We start from the raw sequence: 14,941 nt of genomic DNA on the forward strand, positions 1-14,941 counted from the left end.
TCAATCATGCCACAAACCTGCGGGATTCGCAGGCTTCTTTCCGATCAGGCGGCCCGTGCCGGCGCCCCGCCCAGCGCCTCGGCCAGAAGGGCGAAGCTGCGTTGCGCATCGGCGCCGGACCGGGTGAAGAACTGGTCCAGCGCCGGGTAAAGCCGCACCGCCTCGTCCAGCTTCGGGTCCGATCCCTGCGCGTAAAGCCCGGCCCGGATCATCAGCTCGGATTCGGCGTAAAGCCCCAGGATCGCCCGCGCCCGGGCGATCAACACATTCTCGGCCGGCGTCGCCGCCTGCGGCAACGAGCGCGAAACCGAACGCAGCACGTCCACCGCCGGGAAGCGCCCGCGCTCGGCGATGGCGCGGTCCAGCACCACATGGCCGTCCAGCACGCCGCGCAGGATGTCGGCCACCGGCTCCTCCATATCCGAGCCGGCGACCAGCACGCTGAAGATCGCGGTGATGTCGCCCGAACCCTGCGGCCCCGGCCCCGAGCGTTCGGCCAGCGACATGATCAGATGCGAGACCGAGGGCGGAAAGCCGCGATAGCTGGGGCTTTCGCCGGCAGCCAGCGCGATCTCGCGATGTGCCTCGGCGAAGCGGGTGATTGAATCGGCCAGGAACAGCACATGCCGGCCCTGGTCGCGGAAATGCTCGGCCACCGTCATCGCCGCCCAGGCGCAGCGCCGCCGCATCAGCGGCGACTGGTCCGAGGTCGCCGCCACCACCACCGACCGCGCCATGCCCTCATCGCCCAGGGTTTCCTCGACGAATTCGCGCAGTTCGCGCCCGCGCTCGCCGACCAGCGCGATCACCACCACGTCGGCCGAGACCCCCTTGGCCAGTGCCGACAGCAGCGTCGACTTGCCGACGCCCGAGCCCGCGAACAGCCCCATGCGCTGGCCGCGCACCAAAGGCAGAAGCGTGTCGAAGACCGCCAGCCCTGTATCCAGCCGCCCGCCCAGCCGGTTGCGCAGCGCGGCAGGCGGCGGCGCGGGGCGATAGCCGCGCTCCTCGCCGCCGGCCAGGATGGGGCGGCCGTCCAGCGGCCGGCCGAACGGGTCGATGATTCGTCCGATCCAGGCATCGGCCGGCGCCAGAAACGGGGCGAAGACCAGTTCGACCTGGGTTCCGATCGACAGCCCGTCCATTGGCCCCTCGGGCAGGATCGCCACCTGGTCGGAATGCAGCGCCACGATCTCTCCGGTCAATCCGCCATCGGAACCAATTGAAAACACTACGCGATCCCCCAAAGAGCTATGGCTGCCAAGCCCGCTAGCCAGGATCAGCCCGCCCTGGACGGCGCTGACGCGGCCGAAATGCCGGGTCATGCGGAGGCGGCGCATGCGGGCCGCGATCGACTGCATTTTATCCATTCCGTTTCCCTTTTCTGCGGCGGGCCGGGGCCTCGAAAGGGTTTTTAAACCTATTGGGGTTAAGACCGGGTTATCGGAACAGGGGAGAAACCTCGATGTTTGACCGGATCGAAACCTTGCGGATGGCCGGCGCGCTGACAGCCCATGCGGCCGAGCGCCAGAAGCTGATCGCCCGCAACGTCGCCAATGCCGACACGCCCGGTTTCCACGCGCGCGATCTTGCCGGCTTCGCGGACACCTATCGCTCGGATGTCGCGACCGAGATGCGCGCCTCACGCCCCGGCCATCTGACCGGGGTCGGCTGGGGCGACGGAATCGGCCGGGTCGTGGACGGCGGCGGCGAACCGGCGCCGAACGGCAATACCGTCTCGCTCGAGGAGGAGATGTTCCGCAGCGCCGCGGCAAAGCGCGAATTCGACCTGTCGCTGGCGGTGACGAAATCCTCACTCACGCTGATCCGCACCAGCATCGGCCGGAGGGGCTGACGATGAGCGATTCGCTTTCGGCGACCGAACTGGCCGTCTCGGGGATGAAGTCGCAATCCGTGCGGCTGCGCCATATCTCGGAAAACATCGCCAATGCCGATACGCCCGGCTATCGCCGCAAGGTGGTGGCCTTTCAGGAACAGGTCGATTTCGGCCGCCCGACCGGCGCCGTCGCCGCCGGCCCGACCCGTTTCGACCGGCGCGACCTGCCGCGCGTCTTCGATCCGGCGCATCCGATGGCCGATGACGAGGGCTATTATGCCGGCTCGAACGTCGACCTGGTCATCGAGATCGCCGACGCGAAGGAGGCCAGCCGCAGCTACGAGGCCAATCTGCGCGTCTTCGAGCAATCCCGCCAGATGGGCAGTTCGCTGCTGGATCTGATCCGCCGCTAGGAGAGCCGCCATGATTTCTTCGACACTCGCCGCGACCGCTTACGACCGCGCACGCCCCGCCGTCACGCCGGCCGAGGGCCTGCCGCAAGGCGTGACCGCCGCGGCCAGCGATTTTGCCAAGGTGATGGAACAGGTCGATCTGGCCGCCACCGGCGCCATGGCGGGCCAGGGCGACACGCATGACCTGGTGCAAAGCATCGCCCAAGCCGAGATCGCGCTCGAGACCGTGGTCGCCATCCGCGACAAGGTGGTCGAGGCCTATCAGGAAATCCTGCGCATGCCGGTCTGAGGGGCAACCATGGACGAGAACCTGATCTTCGACCTGACCCGCCAGGCGCTGTGGATCGCGGTGCGCATGTCGGCGCCGCTGCTGATCGTGGCGCTGGTCGCCGGCGTGGTGATCGGCCTGTTCCAGGCGCTGACCTCGGTGCAGGAAATGACGCTGACCTTCGTGCCCAAGATCGGCCTGATGCTGGTGGTGTTCTGGGTCAGCATGAGCTTCATGACCGCGACCCTGGCCAGCTTCTTTACCGACCAGATCCTGCCGCAGATCGCGGGATCCTAGGCCATGGACAACGGGATCTATGCCGCCCTGACCCGGCAATCCGGCCTGATGCGCGAAATGCGCACCGTGGCCAACAACATCGCCAATGCCAACACCACCGGCTTCCGGCGCGAGGGGGTGGTGTTCTCGGAATACATGGTGCCGCTCGACCGCCGGGGCGAGACGCTGGCCATGGCCAATGGCCGCGGCCGGATGATCGACCTGAGCGCCGGCGGCATGACCCAGACCAACGGCCAGTTCGACATGGCGCTCGACGGCGACGGTTTCCTGATGGTGCAGACTCCGCAGGGCAACCGCCTGACCCGCGCCGGCGCCTTCATGACCAATGCCGAGGGCGAGCTGGTCAACCCGGACGGCTACCAGTTGCTCGACGACGGCCAGGCGCCGATCGTGATCCCGGCCGGGGTGCGCAGCGTCGGAATCGGCATCGACGGCACCGTCTCGGCCGACGGCAACCCGGTCGGTCGGATCGGCGTCTTCGCCGCGCCGGAACTTGCCAAGCTGCGACACGAAGCCGGCACGCTTTTCGACCCGGGCGGCGCGGTCGAGCCGGTAGAGGCGCCGGTGCTCCGCCAGGGCTTCCTCGAGGAGTCCAACGTCGATCCGGTGCTGGAGCTGTCGCGCATGATCGAGGTCCAGCGCGCCTATGAACTCGGCCAGAGCTTCCTCGACCGCGAGGACCAGCGCATCCGCCAAACCATCACCTCCCTGACCCGGTGAAAGGACAGCACATGAGAGCCCTTCAGATCGCAGCGACCGGGATGAGCGCGCAGCAGATGCGCGTCGAGGTCATCTCGAACAACCTCGCCAACATGTCGACCACCGGCTACAACGCCCGGCGGGCCGAATTCGCCGACCTGCAATACCAGCAGGCCACCCGGCCGGGCACGCTGACCGCTACGAACGGCGCGATGGTCCCCGCCGGCGTGCAGCTGGGCCTGGGCGTGCGGCCGGCCAGCGTCACCATCATGCCGGCGCAGGGATCGCTGACCGAAACCAAGGGCGATCTGGACATCGCCATCGACGGCAGCGGCTATCTGGAAGTCACCCTGCCCTCGGGTCTCTCGGGCTATACCCGCGACGGCAGTCTGAAACGCTCGGCCGAGGGGCAGGTCGTGACCTCCGAGGGCTATCCGCTGGTGCCCGACATCACCATCCCCGAGGACGCGCGCAGCATCTCGATCAACGCCAATGGCGAGGTCTTCGCCTATTTCAGCGACCGCGTCGAACCCGAGAACCTGGGCCAGATCACCCTGGCCAATTTCATCAACGAGAAGGGGCTCGAGGCGGTCGGATCGAACCTGTTCCTGGAAACCGTGGCCTCCGGCCCGCCGCAGGTCGCCACGCCGGGGCAAGAGGGGCTGGGCACGATCCGCTCGGGTTTCCTGGAGGAAAGCGCCGTCGATCCGGTGCGCGAGATCGCCGAGCTGATCAAGGCGCAGCGCGGCTACGAGCTGAATTCAAAGGTGATCACCGCCGCCGACCAGATGCTGGGCACCACGGTGCAGGTGCGCTGATGAAAGCCCTGCTTCTTCTGCTGCTGATGCTGCCGCAAGCGGGGCTGGCCGGATCGGTGGTGGCCACGCGCACCCTGCCCGCCGGCACCGTGATCGCCCCCGGCGACGTCGCCATCGCCGAGGACCAGCCCGGCGGGGTCGCGGATGTCGCCCAGGTCGCCGGCCAGCAACTGCGGGTCATGGTCTATCAGGGCCGCCGGATCGACCCCTCCTTCCTGACCGCGCCCACGCTGGTCGGCCGCAACCAGATCGTCACCATCGCCTATGAGAAATCCGCCCTGCGCATTGAGGCCGAGGGGCGTGCCCTGTCCGCCGGCAGCGTCGGGCAGATCATCCGCGTCATGAACAACGCATCGCGCGTCACCGTCTCGGGCCGTGTCGCCCCGGACGGAACCGTCATCATCGAGCAGCACTGAAAGAGAGACCATGCCCGACGCCACGCCCCGACGCCCCGATCTGCTGATCGGCGCCGCGCTCATCGCCTTGTCGCTATCGGCCTGCGGGCGGGTCTCGCAGATCGGTCAGGCGCCGGACATGACCGAGCCGGAAAGCAGCGTCGAGTTCCAGGCCATGACCTCGCAAGGATATGGCTCGCAGGAGTTGCCGGACCGCCCGGACAGCGCCGCATCGCTCTGGACCAGCGCGCAGAATTCACTGGTCGCGGACCGGCGCGCCTCGACCCGCGGCGACATTCTGACCGTCGTCATCGAGATCGACGACCGCGCCGAGATCCAGAACAGCTCGGGCCGCAGCCGCAGTTCGGCCGACAAGGTCAGCATCCCCTCGATGATGGGTCTGCCGCAGCGCATCGACGAAGTGTTGCCCGAGGGCGCCAGCATGGACGAACTGGCCGAGGCCAAGGCCTCCTCCAGCTTCAAGGGCAGCGGCAACATCTCGCGCCGCGACAAGCTGACCCTGCGTGTCGCCGCGACCGTGGTCGACCGCCTGCCCAACGGCGTGCTGCGCATCCAGGGCACGCAGGAGGTGCGGGTCAATTACGAGGTGCGCGAACTGACGGTCAGCGGTTTCGTCCGCCCCTCGGATATCGGCCGGCGCAACGAGATCTCCTACGACCGGATCGCCGGCGCCCGCATCTCCTACGGCGGTCGCGGCCAGATCAGCGACGTCCAGCAGCCGCGTTACGGCCAGCAGATCGCCGATATCGTCCTGCCTTACTAAGGAAGCCCACCCGTGAAGAAGATCCTGATCCTGCTTATGCCCCTGCTGACCTTCGTCGGCGGCGCCATCGGCGGCGACATGCTGCATGCGGCGAAAAGCGCCTCTGGCACAACGGCGACACCGTCCGATGCCGATGCCGATGCGGCGCATGCCGAGGCGGAGGCAGAGGCGGAGGCAGAGGCGGAGGCGGAAGCCGAGGCAGGCGCCGGCCATGGCGCGGAAGGCGGCACCGCGGGGGCCGGGCACGACGCAGCGGCCGACGGCCATGCCGCCAGCACCGAAAGCGAAGCTGGCCAGGACTGGTTCAAGTTTCCCAACCAGTTCTTCGTGCCGATCCTGCGCAACGGCAACCCGACGGCGATCATGGTCCTGTCGCTGACCATCGAGATGCCGGCCGCGGCCCGGCCCGAGATCGAGGCACAGGAACATCGCCTGCGCGACGCTTTGCTGAACGCGTTGATGATTCAGGCGAATACCGGCGGGTTCGATGGCAATTTCACCGCCGAGCCGGCCCTGGAGCGCCTGCGCGAGGCATTGCTGGCCGCCGCCCGGAAAGCGGCCGGACCCAGCGTGCAGCGCATCCTGATCGAGGATATCGGCCGGCAGGAGCAATAGGTTCGGCCCGCCTGGCCTGCACTGGCCGACCGGCGCCGATCGGTATATGGGCATCGCGACGCTTCGGAGAATGCATGCACCCGCCGATCACCATCGCCCTGGCCTGCTATAACGGCGCGCGGTTCCTGCGCGCGCAGCTCGACAGCATCGCCGCGCAAAGCGTGACCAACTGGCGGCTGCTGGTGTCCGACGACGGCTCGACGGACGGCTCGCGGCAGATCCTGGGCGAATTCGCCGCCAGCCGGCCGCAGGGCCAGGTCGAGGTGATCGAGGGTCCCAGGCGCGGATCGACGCAGAACTTCCTGCATCTGACGGCGCGGGCCGATCCGGGCGGCTGGCTGGCCTATGCCGACCAGGACGATCTCTGGCATCCCGGGCGCCTGGCGCTTGGCGCGGCTTTCCTGGCGGAACGGAAAGGCGCCGCGATCTGGGCCGCGCGCACGACGGTCTGCGACGAGGCGCTGATCCCCATCGCCCCCGCGCCGCATTTCCCCGGCCCCTTCGGCTTTCGCAATGCGCTGGTGCAATCCGCACTGCCGGGCAACACCATCCTGGCCAATGCCGAGGCGCTGCGGATCCTGCAAGCGGCAACCCCCGCGGCCCAGGCCGCCGATGTCCATGCCCATGACTGGTGGGCCTACCAGGCACTTTCCGGGGCGGGAGCCGCGATCCGGCGGGACAGCGCGCAGGTCCTGCTCTATCGCCAGCACCCGGGCAACCTGATGGGCCGCAACGACACGGCGCGGGCCAAGGCCGGCCGCGCCTCGATGCTGATGGATGGCAGCTTCGCCGGCTGGCTGAGGCGCAATCAGCGCGCGCTGGAGCCTGTGGCCCATCTGTTCCTGCCCGAAAACAGGGAATTGCTGCGGCGTTTCGGCCAGATGCTGCAAGCGAGCGGACCAGAGGCGCTGGTCCAGATCCTGAGGATGCGGCTTTACCGGCAAAGCCGCAGCGGAAGCGTTGCGCTGCTCGGCGCAGCGCTTGCCGGTCGTCTGCGCCAGCGGCGGCAGAAGAGCGCCTAGGCGCGCAACGAGGCCCGCCCTATCCCAGCAAGCGCGCCAGATAGGCACCATACTGGTTCTTGGCGAATTTCCGCGCCTGATCCTGCAATTTCTCGGCGTCGATCCAGCCCATGTCGAAGGCGATCTCCTCGGGGCAGCCGGTCTGCAACCCCTGCCGCTGTTCCAGCGTGCGCACGAAATTGCCGGCATCCAGCAGGCTCGCATGCGTGCCGGTGTCGAGCCAGGCAAAGCCGCGGCCCATCCTCTCGACCGTCAGGCTGCCCTCGTGCAGGTAGGTTTCCAGCAGGGTGGTGATCTCCAGCTCGCCCCGGGCCGAGGGGCGCACCTCGCGCGCGCGGGCGGGCGCGGTGCCGTCCAGGAAATAAAGCCCGGTCACCGCGTAATCCGAGGGCGGGACCTGCGGCTTCTCGATGATGGCGCTGGCCTTGCCCTGTTCGTCGAAGGCGACGACGCCATAGCGCTCCGGGTCGGCGACGCGATAGCCGAAGACCGTGCCGCCCGCATTGCGCCGATCGGCGGCGTCAAGCAGCAGGGGCAGGCCGTGGCCGAAGAAGATGTTGTCGCCCAGCACCATGGCCGAGGGCGCGCCGGCCAGGAAATCCTCGGCCAACAGATAGGCCTGCGCCAGCCCGTCGGGCGAGGGCTGCACGAGATAGTCGAAGCGCAGCCCCCATTGGCTGCCGTCGCCCAGCAGGCGGCGGAACTGCTCCTGGTCCTCGGGGGTGGTGATGATGGCGATCTCGCGGATGCCGGCCAGCATCAGCACGGTGATCGGGTAATAGATCATCGGCTTGTCATAGATCGGCAGCAGCTGTTTCGACACGCCCATGGTGATCGGATAGAGCCGCGTGCCCGAGCCGCCGGCCAGAATGATGCCCTTGCGGCGGTTGGGAGGATTCTCGGGTCGGGTCATGGTTTCAGCTCCTGCAAGACCTTGGCGAGACCGGCGCGCCAGTCGGGGCGACTGATGCCGAAATCCCGCAAAATGGCGGCGCAATCCAGGCGCGAATTGGCCGGGCGCCGGGCGGGGGTGGGATAGTCCGCCGTGGAAATTCCGGTGACGCGGCAGGAAAGTCCCGCCTGCGCCATGATCTCGCGCGCGAAGCCGGCCCAGCTGGCATCCGGCGCCCCGGCAAAGTGATACAGACCGCCGCGCGCCACATCCGTCCGCATGGCGGCCAGCATGGTCAGGCAGGCGGCGGCGATATCGGCCGCCGGGGTCGGACCGCCGTGCTGGTCGGCGACGACGCGCAGTTCGTCGCGCTCGGCCGCCAGCCGCAACATGGTCCTGACGAAATTCGTGCCATGGGCCGAGAACACCCAGGAGGTGCGCAGCACCGCCCATTGCCCGCCGGCGGCGGCAATACCCCGTTCACCGGCCAGCTTGGTGGCGCCGTAGACGCCCAGCGGGCCGGTCGGGTCGGTCTCGGCCCTGGGCTGTTCGCCCGAGCCGTCGAAGACGTAATCGGTCGAGATATGCAGGAAAGGCACCCGCCGTTCCGCCGCCGCCCGGGCCATGGCGGCGGGAGCCTCGGCATTGATCCGGCGCGCCAGGTCGGATTCGGATTCGGCGCGGTCGACGGCGGTATAGGCCGCGGCGTTCAGCACCGCCGCGCAACCCGATGCCTGGATCGCCGCGGCGCAGGCCGCCGGATCGGCCAGATCGACCCGGTCGCGGCCCAGGAAGCGCGCATCGGGAACCAGCCGCGCCAGTTCGGTCGCGACCTGTCCGGTGCGGCCGAAGACCAGCAGGCCCGTCATGCCGTGCCGAGCCTTTCGCCCACCCCCTGCCGGGTCAGCAGCGGCCGCCACCAACCCTCGTTCGCCAGATACCATTCGACGGTCCGCCTCAGCCCCTCCTCGACCGTGACCGAGGGGCGCCAGCCCAGTTCGGTGCGGATGCGGGTCGGGTCGATGGCATAGCGCCGGTCGTGGCCGGGGCGGTCGGCGACGAAGGTGATCAGCCGCTCATGCGGCGCGGAATCGGGGCGCAGCCGGTCCATATGCGCGCAGATCGTGCGCACCAGGTCGATGTTCTTCGCCTCGTTCTCGCCGCCGATGTTGTAGCTTTCGCCCAGGGCGCCCTTTTCCAGCACCAGCAGCAGCGCGTCGGCGTGATCCTCGACATAGAGCCAGTCGCGGACATTGCCGCCGTCGCCATAGACCGGGATCGGCCTTCCGTGCAGCGCGTTCAGGATCACCACCGGCACCAGCTTTTCCGGGAAGTGGAAGGGCCCGTAATTGTTCGAGCAATTGGTCAGCACCACCGGCAGGCCATAGGTCTCGTGCCAGGCCCGCACCAAATGGTCCGAGGCGGCCTTGGAGGCCGAATAGGGACTGCGCGGGTCATAGGGCGTGGTTTCGGTGAACTGGCCGGTCTCGCCCAGCGAGCCGAAGACCTCGTCGGTCGAGATATGGTGAAAGCGGAACCGCTCGGGCAGGCCCTGCCCCATCCAATAGGCCCGCGCGGCTTCCAGAAGGTTGTAGGTGCCGGTGACATTGGTCTCGATGAAGGCGCCCGGCCCGTCGATCGAGCGGTCGACATGGCTTTCGGCGGCCAGATGCATGATCGCATCGGGCCGATGCGCGGCCAGGATGCGGTCCAGCGCCGCGCGGTCGCGGATATCGGCCTGCTCGAAGGCATAGAGCGGGCTGGCCGAAACCGAGGCGACGTTTTCGAGATTGGCGGCATAGGTCAGCGAATCCAGGTTCACCACCCGATGCCCGCGCGCCACCGCCAGCCGCACCACCGCCGAACCGATGAATCCCGCGCCGCCAGTCACCAGAATCTTCATAATCTCGCCTCGTAATCAAAAGGCCCCTCATAGGTGAAGGGGCTGTCGAACTCGTTCAGGGCCGGGGCCTCGGCATCCTTGGCCGAAAGGATCGGCCGGCCTTCAAGGCCCCACTCGATGCCGATACTGTCCCAGGCCACCGCCCCATCGCAATCCGGGGCGTAATGATCTGTACATTTGTAGAGGATTTCCGTCTCGGGTTCCCGGGTCAGGAAACCGTGCAGGAAGCCCGGCGGAATCCAGAGCTGGCGGCCGTTCTGGAAGGACAGTTCGGCCCCGACCCATTGCCCATAGGTCGGGCTGCCCTTGCGGATATCGACGGCCACGTCGAACAGCCGCCCGCGTCCACAGCGCACCAGCTTGCCTTGGGCATGCGGCGGCGCCTGAAAATGCAGACCGCGCAATGTCCCCGAAACCAAGGATAACGAATGATTATCCTGCACGAATTCCGGCAGGTCGACCCCGGCCTCGTGCAGCAGCCTCCGGTTCCAGCTTTCCGAGAAGAATCCACGGTCATCGCCAAAGCGCCGGGGAACAAGCACCAGAACCCCGGGCAGCGCGGTCTTTTCGATCTGCATCTACACCAACCAGATTGGCCCCACGCAGAGGCGTATGGAGGAACCCGACACGGCGCACAAGGGCTGCGCCGGCGCTCAACCTAGGCCCGCGGCCGTTAAAATGCACGGGGAATAATGCGTGACTTCGCGACGCAAGTGACCGCTTTGTCAGGTCATGGGGAATTGTCCCGAACCACCATGATCTGCCACAAGCGAAGCCAGCGATGCGCTATCGTCACGTTGCCACCTATACGGGCGCCGACGCGCCTTTCGTGACCAATATCACCGACCTGCAGACCCATGCCGGACCCGACGGGCATGCGCTTTACAGCCTGACCCATGTCGGCGGCGGCATGGTGGCCTGGCGCATCGGCGCCGCCGACCAGCCGATCGAGGTGATGACCACCCGCGCCTATCCGGCGGGCATCGGTCATGCCGGCCCGCCCTCGGCCAGCATCGTGACGCTGGGCGGCAACCCGGTCCTGATCGGCACCGGGCTGCGCGTGGGACCGGACCCCGGCCTCCGCCTGGACAGCCAGGGCGGTTTCCAGGACGGCGCCGGGCCGGGCGCCCTGCCCGCGGATCTGATCGGGCTGCAGCAGTTCCAGACGCCGCTGGGCGATTTCCTGTGTTCGGCGCGGAACGGGCAGACCGCCATCGACATCTGGCGCATCGGCGCCGATGGCGGGCTGGGCCATGTCACGCGGGCCGCGCTGCCGGCCGGTTCGGGCATACAGGGAACCGAGATCGACGCGCTGCATGTCACCACCCTGGCCGACCGCAGCTTCATCATCGCGGCCTCTGGCCTGGGCAATTACGTCTCGGTGCAGATGGTGATGGCCGATGGCACGCTTGGCCCGGCGCAGATGCTCTGGTCCTATCGCGGGCTCGGCATGGACCAGCCCAGCCACCTGGACACGGTCACGGTGGCCGGGGTGACCTATCTGGTGGTCGCCGGCGCGCAAAGCTCGTCCCTGACCACCATGCGGCTGACCTATGGCGGCGAACTGCTGCCGGCCGACCATGTCGTCGACGAGCGCAGCACCCGGTTTGCCGGCGCCACGGCGCTGGAGACGGTGACCATGGACGGCCGCGCCTTCGTCTTTGTCGGCGGCGGCGACGACGGGATCAGCGTCTTTACCGTTTTGCCCGATGGCAAGCTGCTGCACCTGACCGCGCTGGTCGATACCGACGACCAGACGCTGGCCGATGTCTCGGCCCTGTCGGCCGCGGTGATCGACGGCCGGATCGCGCTGTTCGTCTCGTCCCGGACCGAAAGCGGGATCACGCAATTCGTCCTTGAACCGGGCAGCATCGGCAAGACCGGGGTGGTCGGGGCGGGCCGCCAGACCGGAACCGGGGCCAGCGACCTGATGCAGGCCAGCGCCGGCACCACGGTTCTCGACGGCGGGGCGGGCGACGACATCCTGATCGCCGGGGCCGAGCCGCTGCGCATGACCGGCGGCGCCGGCGCCGATGTCTTCGTCGTCAAGGAGGTCGGCGGCAAGATCACCATCACCGATTTCGAACCCGGCGTGGACCGGCTGGACCTGTCCTTCCTGGGCATGATCCGCAGCACCGACCAGCTGGTGTTTCGCCCGCAGGCCTTCGGAATCAAGATCTTCTACGGCAATTCGGTGATCTGGGTCACCACGCCCAACAACAGCATGCTGCAGGCCGGCGCCTTCGACAATTCGCTTTTCCCCATCGCCCATTACGAGGCCCCCGACATGCGCACGACCGTCTCTGGCACCTTGCGGAACGATACCCTCAGCGCCGGCCGCAACGGCTCGAACGTCTTCGGCTATGCCGGCAACGATCTGCTGCTGGGCGGGGCCGGCAACGACGATCTTTCCGGCGCGCTCGGCAATGACACGCTGCGCGGCGGCGATGGCAACGACCGGCTGTTCGGCGGCGACGGCAACGACCGGCTGTTCGGCAGCACCGGCAACGACCGGCTATGGGCCGGCAGCGGCGATGACGCGCTGGCCGGCGGCGCCGGCGCCGACACCCTGCGGGGCGAGACGGGCCACGACCTGCTCTATGGCGAGGGCGGCGACGATGCCATGTTCGACCTGCTGGGCAACAACACGCTTTGGGGCGGTGACGGCAACGACCTGATGCAGACCGGCACCGGCAACGACCGGCTGTATGGCGGGCCGGGCAGCGACACGCTGATCGCCGGCGCCGGCCTGGACTATCTGTTCGGCGGGCTGGGCAATGACAGCATGGCGGGCGGGGCTGGGATCGACACCCTGCTTGGCGGCGAGGGCAATGACTGGATCGACGGCGGGGCCGGGAATGACAGCCTGGACGGCGGCAACGGCAATGACACCCTCTATGGCGGCGATGGGCACGACCTGATCCTGGGCGGCGGCGGTCACGACCGCATCACCGACATGCTGGGCAACGGCGTGCTTTGGGGTGGCGACGGCAACGACCTGATGCAGTCCGGCGCCGGCAACGACCGGCTGCATGGCGGGCCGGGCAACGACACGCTGATCGCCGGCGCCGGTTTCGACTATTTGCTGGGCGGGCTCGGCAATGACAGCCTGAACGGCGGCGGCGGCTTCGACACGCTGATCGGCGCCGAGGGTGACGACCGCATGGATGGCGGCGCCGGCATCGACAACCTCGACGGCGGCACGGACAACGACACCCTGGCCGGCGGCGACGGCCATGACGTGCTGAACGGCGCCGAGGGCAATGACGCGCTGCATGGCGGGACCGGCCATGACACGCTTTACGGCATGGCCGGCGCCGACCTGATGAATGGCAATCAAGATCACGACCTGATGTTCGGCGGCGCCGACAACGACACGATGCTGGGCGGCTTCGGCAACGATGTCATGCAGGGCGAGTCGGGCGACGATTCGCTGGACGGCGGGCCGGAGAACGACACGCTGTACGGCGGGGCCGGCAACGACGTGATCCTGGGCGGCGGCGGGCACGATGTCATCGACGGCGGCAGCGGCAACGACCTGCTTTACGGCGGCAGCGGCCACGACCTGATCCTTGGCGGCGAGGGCGACGACCTGATCCATGCCGAGACCGGCAACAACACCGTGCAGGGCGGCGCGGGCAGCGACGCGATCCTTGGCGATGCCGGGGCGGATTGGCTGCAAGGCGACGACGGCCGCGACACGATCCAGGGCCTTGCCGGGGGCGATACGCTGCTGGGCGGGGCGGATGACGATCTGCTGGATGGCGGCGACGGCGATGATCTTCTGGACGGCGGCCAAGGCAATGACAACCTGATCGGCGGGCTTGGCGGCGATCGCCTGGCCGGTGCGGCCGGGGATGACACCCTGACCGGCGGCCTGGGCAACGACCTGCTCGAAGGGGGCGAGGGCGCCGACCGGCTGGAAGGCGGGCGCGGCTTCGACACGCTGACCGGCGGCACCGGCGCCGATGTCTTCGTCTTTGCCGATGCCGGCGACCTGGATGGTTGCAGCGATGCGATCACGGATTTCCGCGCCGGCGAGGACCGGATCGACCTGTCTGGCCTCGGCCTCGTCTTCATCGGCGGGACCGCCTTTTCGGCCAATGGCAGCGGGCAGGTGCGCCTGGACTGGACGCAGCCCGAGGCGCATCGGCTTCTGGTCGACCGGGACGGCGACGGCCGCACCGACCTGACCATCGACCTGGGCGCGCTGGCGACGCTGAACGCGTCGGATCTGCTGCTCTAGCGCTCCAGCAGGTTGCGATAGGTGCGCTCCAGCAGCATCAGCCCCAGGACCAGCAGCACCAGCGAGACGGCGATCACCAGCTCCTGGTTGATATAGCTGCCCTGATAGGTCGGGTAGAGGCCCCGGCGCATCAGGCCGATGCAATGGATCAGCGGGTTGTACCACAGGATGTTCTGGGCCTGGCTCGGCATCAGGTCATAGGTGAAGAAGATGCCCGACATCAGGAAAAGCGGCCGGGTGATGATCTGCCAGACCCGCTCCCAGATCGGGAAGGCGGTCATCAGGTAGCAGTTCATCGTGCCCACCCCGACCGCCAGCAGGGTGATCAGCAGCAGCGCCTCGAAGACCGAGGCCAGGTTCACCACCACCGGCAACTGGTAGATCACATAGATGCCGGTGATCACGATGGCGATCACCGCGATATGCGTCAGCGCGTTCAGCAGCACCCGGGCGATCATCGCGTCGATGAAGGTGACGCTGGGATAGGCCAGGAACGGCCGCGAGAAGCGGATCGAGGTGGCGACCTTGTTCGTCAGGTCGTTGAACATGGCAAAGGGCAGGAAGCCGGTCGCGTAGAACAGCGGGAAGTTGGTGCCCAGCCCCGGCGTCTGCAGCGCCAGGCTGAAGATCACCGACAGCAGCGTCACCCCCAGCACCGGCTCGAGCACCGCCCAGATATAGCCGCCGGCCGACCGGCCATAGGTCGTCGCCATCTCGCGCAGCATCAGCGCGAAGATGATGCGCACCATGCG

17 protein-coding genes are annotated in these 14,941 nt (G+C 67.9%); 11 read left to right on the forward strand and 6 right to left on the reverse strand.

Annotated features, from left to right (window positions below):
- Positions 1 to 44: 44 nt before the first annotated feature.
- The gene (locus tag NBE95_RS01970) at positions 45 to 1,361 is read right to left on the reverse strand and encodes a FliI/YscN family ATPase (RefSeq protein ID WP_289894224.1); all 1,317 of its coding nucleotides are present in this window, start codon (positions 1,359 to 1,361) and stop codon (positions 45 to 47) included.
- A gap of 104 nt (positions 1,362 to 1,465) precedes the next feature.
- On the opposite strand from NBE95_RS01970, the gene NBE95_RS01975 reads away from it, so the two are divergent.
- The 10 genes from NBE95_RS01975 (at position 1,466) to NBE95_RS02020 (ending at position 7,148) form a co-directional block, all read left to right on the forward strand.
- Entirely contained in the window at positions 1,466 to 1,855 is a 390-nt protein-coding gene (locus NBE95_RS01975) for a FlgB family protein (protein WP_289894225.1), read from the forward strand.
- Between the two features lie 2 nt (positions 1,856 to 1,857).
- Positions 1,858 to 2,250 carry a flagellar basal body rod protein FlgC gene (gene flgC, locus NBE95_RS01980; protein WP_289894226.1) on the forward strand — a complete coding sequence of 131 codons (393 nt, stop codon included), beginning with the start codon at positions 1,858 to 1,860 and terminating at the stop codon, positions 2,248 to 2,250.
- A gap of 10 nt (positions 2,251 to 2,260) precedes the next feature.
- Positions 2,261 to 2,539 carry a flagellar hook-basal body complex protein FliE gene (locus NBE95_RS01985; RefSeq protein ID WP_289894227.1) on the forward strand — a complete coding sequence of 93 codons (279 nt, stop codon included), beginning with the start codon at positions 2,261 to 2,263 and terminating at the stop codon, positions 2,537 to 2,539.
- Between the two features lie 9 nt (positions 2,540 to 2,548).
- Positions 2,549 to 2,815, forward strand: a complete 267-nt coding sequence (locus NBE95_RS01990; protein ID WP_019352202.1) for a flagellar biosynthetic protein FliQ — start codon at positions 2,549 to 2,551, stop codon at positions 2,813 to 2,815.
- Between the two features lie 3 nt (positions 2,816 to 2,818).
- The gene (locus tag NBE95_RS01995) at positions 2,819 to 3,535 is read left to right on the forward strand and encodes a flagellar hook-basal body complex protein (protein ID WP_289894228.1); all 717 of its coding nucleotides are present in this window, start codon (positions 2,819 to 2,821) and stop codon (positions 3,533 to 3,535) included.
- A gap of 11 nt (positions 3,536 to 3,546) precedes the next feature.
- The gene (flgG, locus tag NBE95_RS02000) at positions 3,547 to 4,332 is read left to right on the forward strand and encodes a flagellar basal-body rod protein FlgG (RefSeq protein WP_289894229.1); all 786 of its coding nucleotides are present in this window, start codon (positions 3,547 to 3,549) and stop codon (positions 4,330 to 4,332) included.
- Positions 4,332 to 4,748 carry a flagellar basal body P-ring formation chaperone FlgA gene (gene flgA / locus NBE95_RS02005; protein WP_289894230.1) on the forward strand — a complete coding sequence of 139 codons (417 nt, stop codon included), beginning with the start codon at positions 4,332 to 4,334 and terminating at the stop codon, positions 4,746 to 4,748. Before flgG ends, flgA begins: the two co-directional genes overlap by 1 nt.
- A gap of 10 nt (positions 4,749 to 4,758) precedes the next feature.
- Positions 4,759 to 5,511, forward strand: coding sequence for a flagellar basal body L-ring protein FlgH (gene flgH, locus NBE95_RS02010; protein ID WP_289894231.1), 753 nt, complete (start codon positions 4,759 to 4,761; stop codon positions 5,509 to 5,511).
- Positions 5,512 to 5,523: 12 nt separating this feature from the next.
- Positions 5,524 to 6,126, forward strand: coding sequence for a hypothetical protein (locus NBE95_RS02015; protein ID WP_289894232.1), 603 nt, complete (start codon positions 5,524 to 5,526; stop codon positions 6,124 to 6,126).
- Between the two features lie 74 nt (positions 6,127 to 6,200).
- Positions 6,201 to 7,148: a glycosyltransferase gene (locus NBE95_RS02020; RefSeq protein ID WP_289894233.1), complete on the forward strand. Its 948-nt coding sequence runs from the start codon at positions 6,201 to 6,203 to the stop codon at positions 7,146 to 7,148.
- 19 nt (positions 7,149 to 7,167) lie between these two features.
- Here NBE95_RS02020 and rfbA read toward each other — a convergent pair whose 3' ends face one another.
- From rfbA to rfbC, 4 genes are read right to left on the reverse strand one after another with little or no spacing between them, the layout of a single operon-like run.
- The gene (gene rfbA, locus NBE95_RS02025; RefSeq protein ID WP_289894234.1) at positions 7,168 to 8,061 is read right to left on the reverse strand and encodes a glucose-1-phosphate thymidylyltransferase RfbA; all 894 of its coding nucleotides are present in this window, start codon (positions 8,059 to 8,061) and stop codon (positions 7,168 to 7,170) included.
- On the reverse strand, positions 8,058 to 8,909 hold the full coding sequence (gene rfbD, locus NBE95_RS02030; protein ID WP_289894235.1) for a dTDP-4-dehydrorhamnose reductase: 852 nt from the start codon (positions 8,907 to 8,909) through the stop codon (positions 8,058 to 8,060). Before rfbD ends, rfbA begins: the two co-directional genes overlap by 4 nt.
- A complete protein-coding gene (gene rfbB, locus NBE95_RS02035; RefSeq protein WP_289894236.1) occupies positions 8,906 to 9,943 on the reverse strand; it encodes a dTDP-glucose 4,6-dehydratase in 1,038 nt (345 codons plus the stop codon). The genes rfbD and rfbB overlap by 4 nt, the downstream gene beginning before the upstream one ends.
- Positions 9,940 to 10,521 carry a dTDP-4-dehydrorhamnose 3,5-epimerase gene (gene rfbC / locus NBE95_RS02040; RefSeq protein WP_289894237.1) on the reverse strand — a complete coding sequence of 194 codons (582 nt, stop codon included), beginning with the start codon at positions 10,519 to 10,521 and terminating at the stop codon, positions 9,940 to 9,942. The genes rfbB and rfbC overlap by 4 nt, the downstream gene beginning before the upstream one ends.
- Positions 10,522 to 10,724: 203 nt before the next feature.
- Between rfbC and NBE95_RS02045 the strand changes: the two genes are divergently transcribed.
- Positions 10,725 to 14,189 carry a M10 family metallopeptidase C-terminal domain-containing protein gene (locus NBE95_RS02045; RefSeq protein WP_289894238.1) on the forward strand — a complete coding sequence of 1,155 codons (3,465 nt, stop codon included), beginning with the start codon at positions 10,725 to 10,727 and terminating at the stop codon, positions 14,187 to 14,189.
- Here the strand turns inward: NBE95_RS02045 and NBE95_RS02050 are convergent.
- A complete protein-coding gene (locus NBE95_RS02050; RefSeq protein WP_019352969.1) occupies positions 14,186 to 14,938 on the reverse strand; it encodes an ABC transporter permease in 753 nt (250 codons plus the stop codon). The two genes, NBE95_RS02045 and NBE95_RS02050, sit on opposite strands and share 4 nt — an antisense overlap.
- Positions 14,939 to 14,941: the final 3 nt, after the last annotated feature.

Origin of the sequence: Paracoccus sp. TOH (assembly GCF_030388245.1) — a bacterium.
In the GTDB taxonomy this organism is placed as follows: domain Bacteria; phylum Pseudomonadota; class Alphaproteobacteria; order Rhodobacterales; family Rhodobacteraceae; genus Paracoccus; species Paracoccus simplex.

Bases quoted from the DNA above. Each gene is read 5' to 3' on its own strand.
- NBE95_RS01970 (WP_289894224.1), bottom strand. From the start codon at position 1,361: ATGCAGTCGATCGCGGCCCGCATGCGCCGCCTCCGCATGACCCGGCAT.
- NBE95_RS01975 (WP_289894225.1), top strand. From the start codon at position 1,466: ATGTTTGACCGGATCGAAACCTTGCGGATGGCCGGCGCGCTGACAGCC.
- flgC (WP_289894226.1), top strand. From the start codon at position 1,858: ATGAGCGATTCGCTTTCGGCGACCGAACTGGCCGTCTCGGGGATGAAG.
- NBE95_RS01985 (WP_289894227.1), top strand. From the start codon at position 2,261: ATGATTTCTTCGACACTCGCCGCGACCGCTTACGACCGCGCACGCCCC.
- NBE95_RS01990 (WP_019352202.1), top strand. From the start codon at position 2,549: ATGGACGAGAACCTGATCTTCGACCTGACCCGCCAGGCGCTGTGGATC.
- NBE95_RS01995 (WP_289894228.1), top strand. From the start codon at position 2,819: ATGGACAACGGGATCTATGCCGCCCTGACCCGGCAATCCGGCCTGATG.
- flgG (WP_289894229.1), top strand. From the start codon at position 3,547: ATGAGAGCCCTTCAGATCGCAGCGACCGGGATGAGCGCGCAGCAGATG.
- flgA (WP_289894230.1), top strand. From the start codon at position 4,332: ATGAAAGCCCTGCTTCTTCTGCTGCTGATGCTGCCGCAAGCGGGGCTG.
- flgH (WP_289894231.1), top strand. From the start codon at position 4,759: ATGCCCGACGCCACGCCCCGACGCCCCGATCTGCTGATCGGCGCCGCG.
- NBE95_RS02020 (WP_289894233.1), top strand. From the start codon at position 6,201: ATGCACCCGCCGATCACCATCGCCCTGGCCTGCTATAACGGCGCGCGG.
- rfbA (WP_289894234.1), bottom strand. From the start codon at position 8,061: ATGACCCGACCCGAGAATCCTCCCAACCGCCGCAAGGGCATCATTCTG.
- rfbD (WP_289894235.1), bottom strand. From the start codon at position 8,909: ATGACGGGCCTGCTGGTCTTCGGCCGCACCGGACAGGTCGCGACCGAA.
- rfbB (WP_289894236.1), bottom strand. From the start codon at position 9,943: ATGAAGATTCTGGTGACTGGCGGCGCGGGATTCATCGGTTCGGCGGTG.
- rfbC (WP_289894237.1), bottom strand. From the start codon at position 10,521: ATGCAGATCGAAAAGACCGCGCTGCCCGGGGTTCTGGTGCTTGTTCCC.
- NBE95_RS02045 (WP_289894238.1), top strand. From the start codon at position 10,725: ATGCGCTATCGTCACGTTGCCACCTATACGGGCGCCGACGCGCCTTTC.
- NBE95_RS02050 (WP_019352969.1), bottom strand. From the start codon at position 14,938: ATGGTGCGCATCATCTTCGCGCTGATGCTGCGCGAGATGGCGACGACC.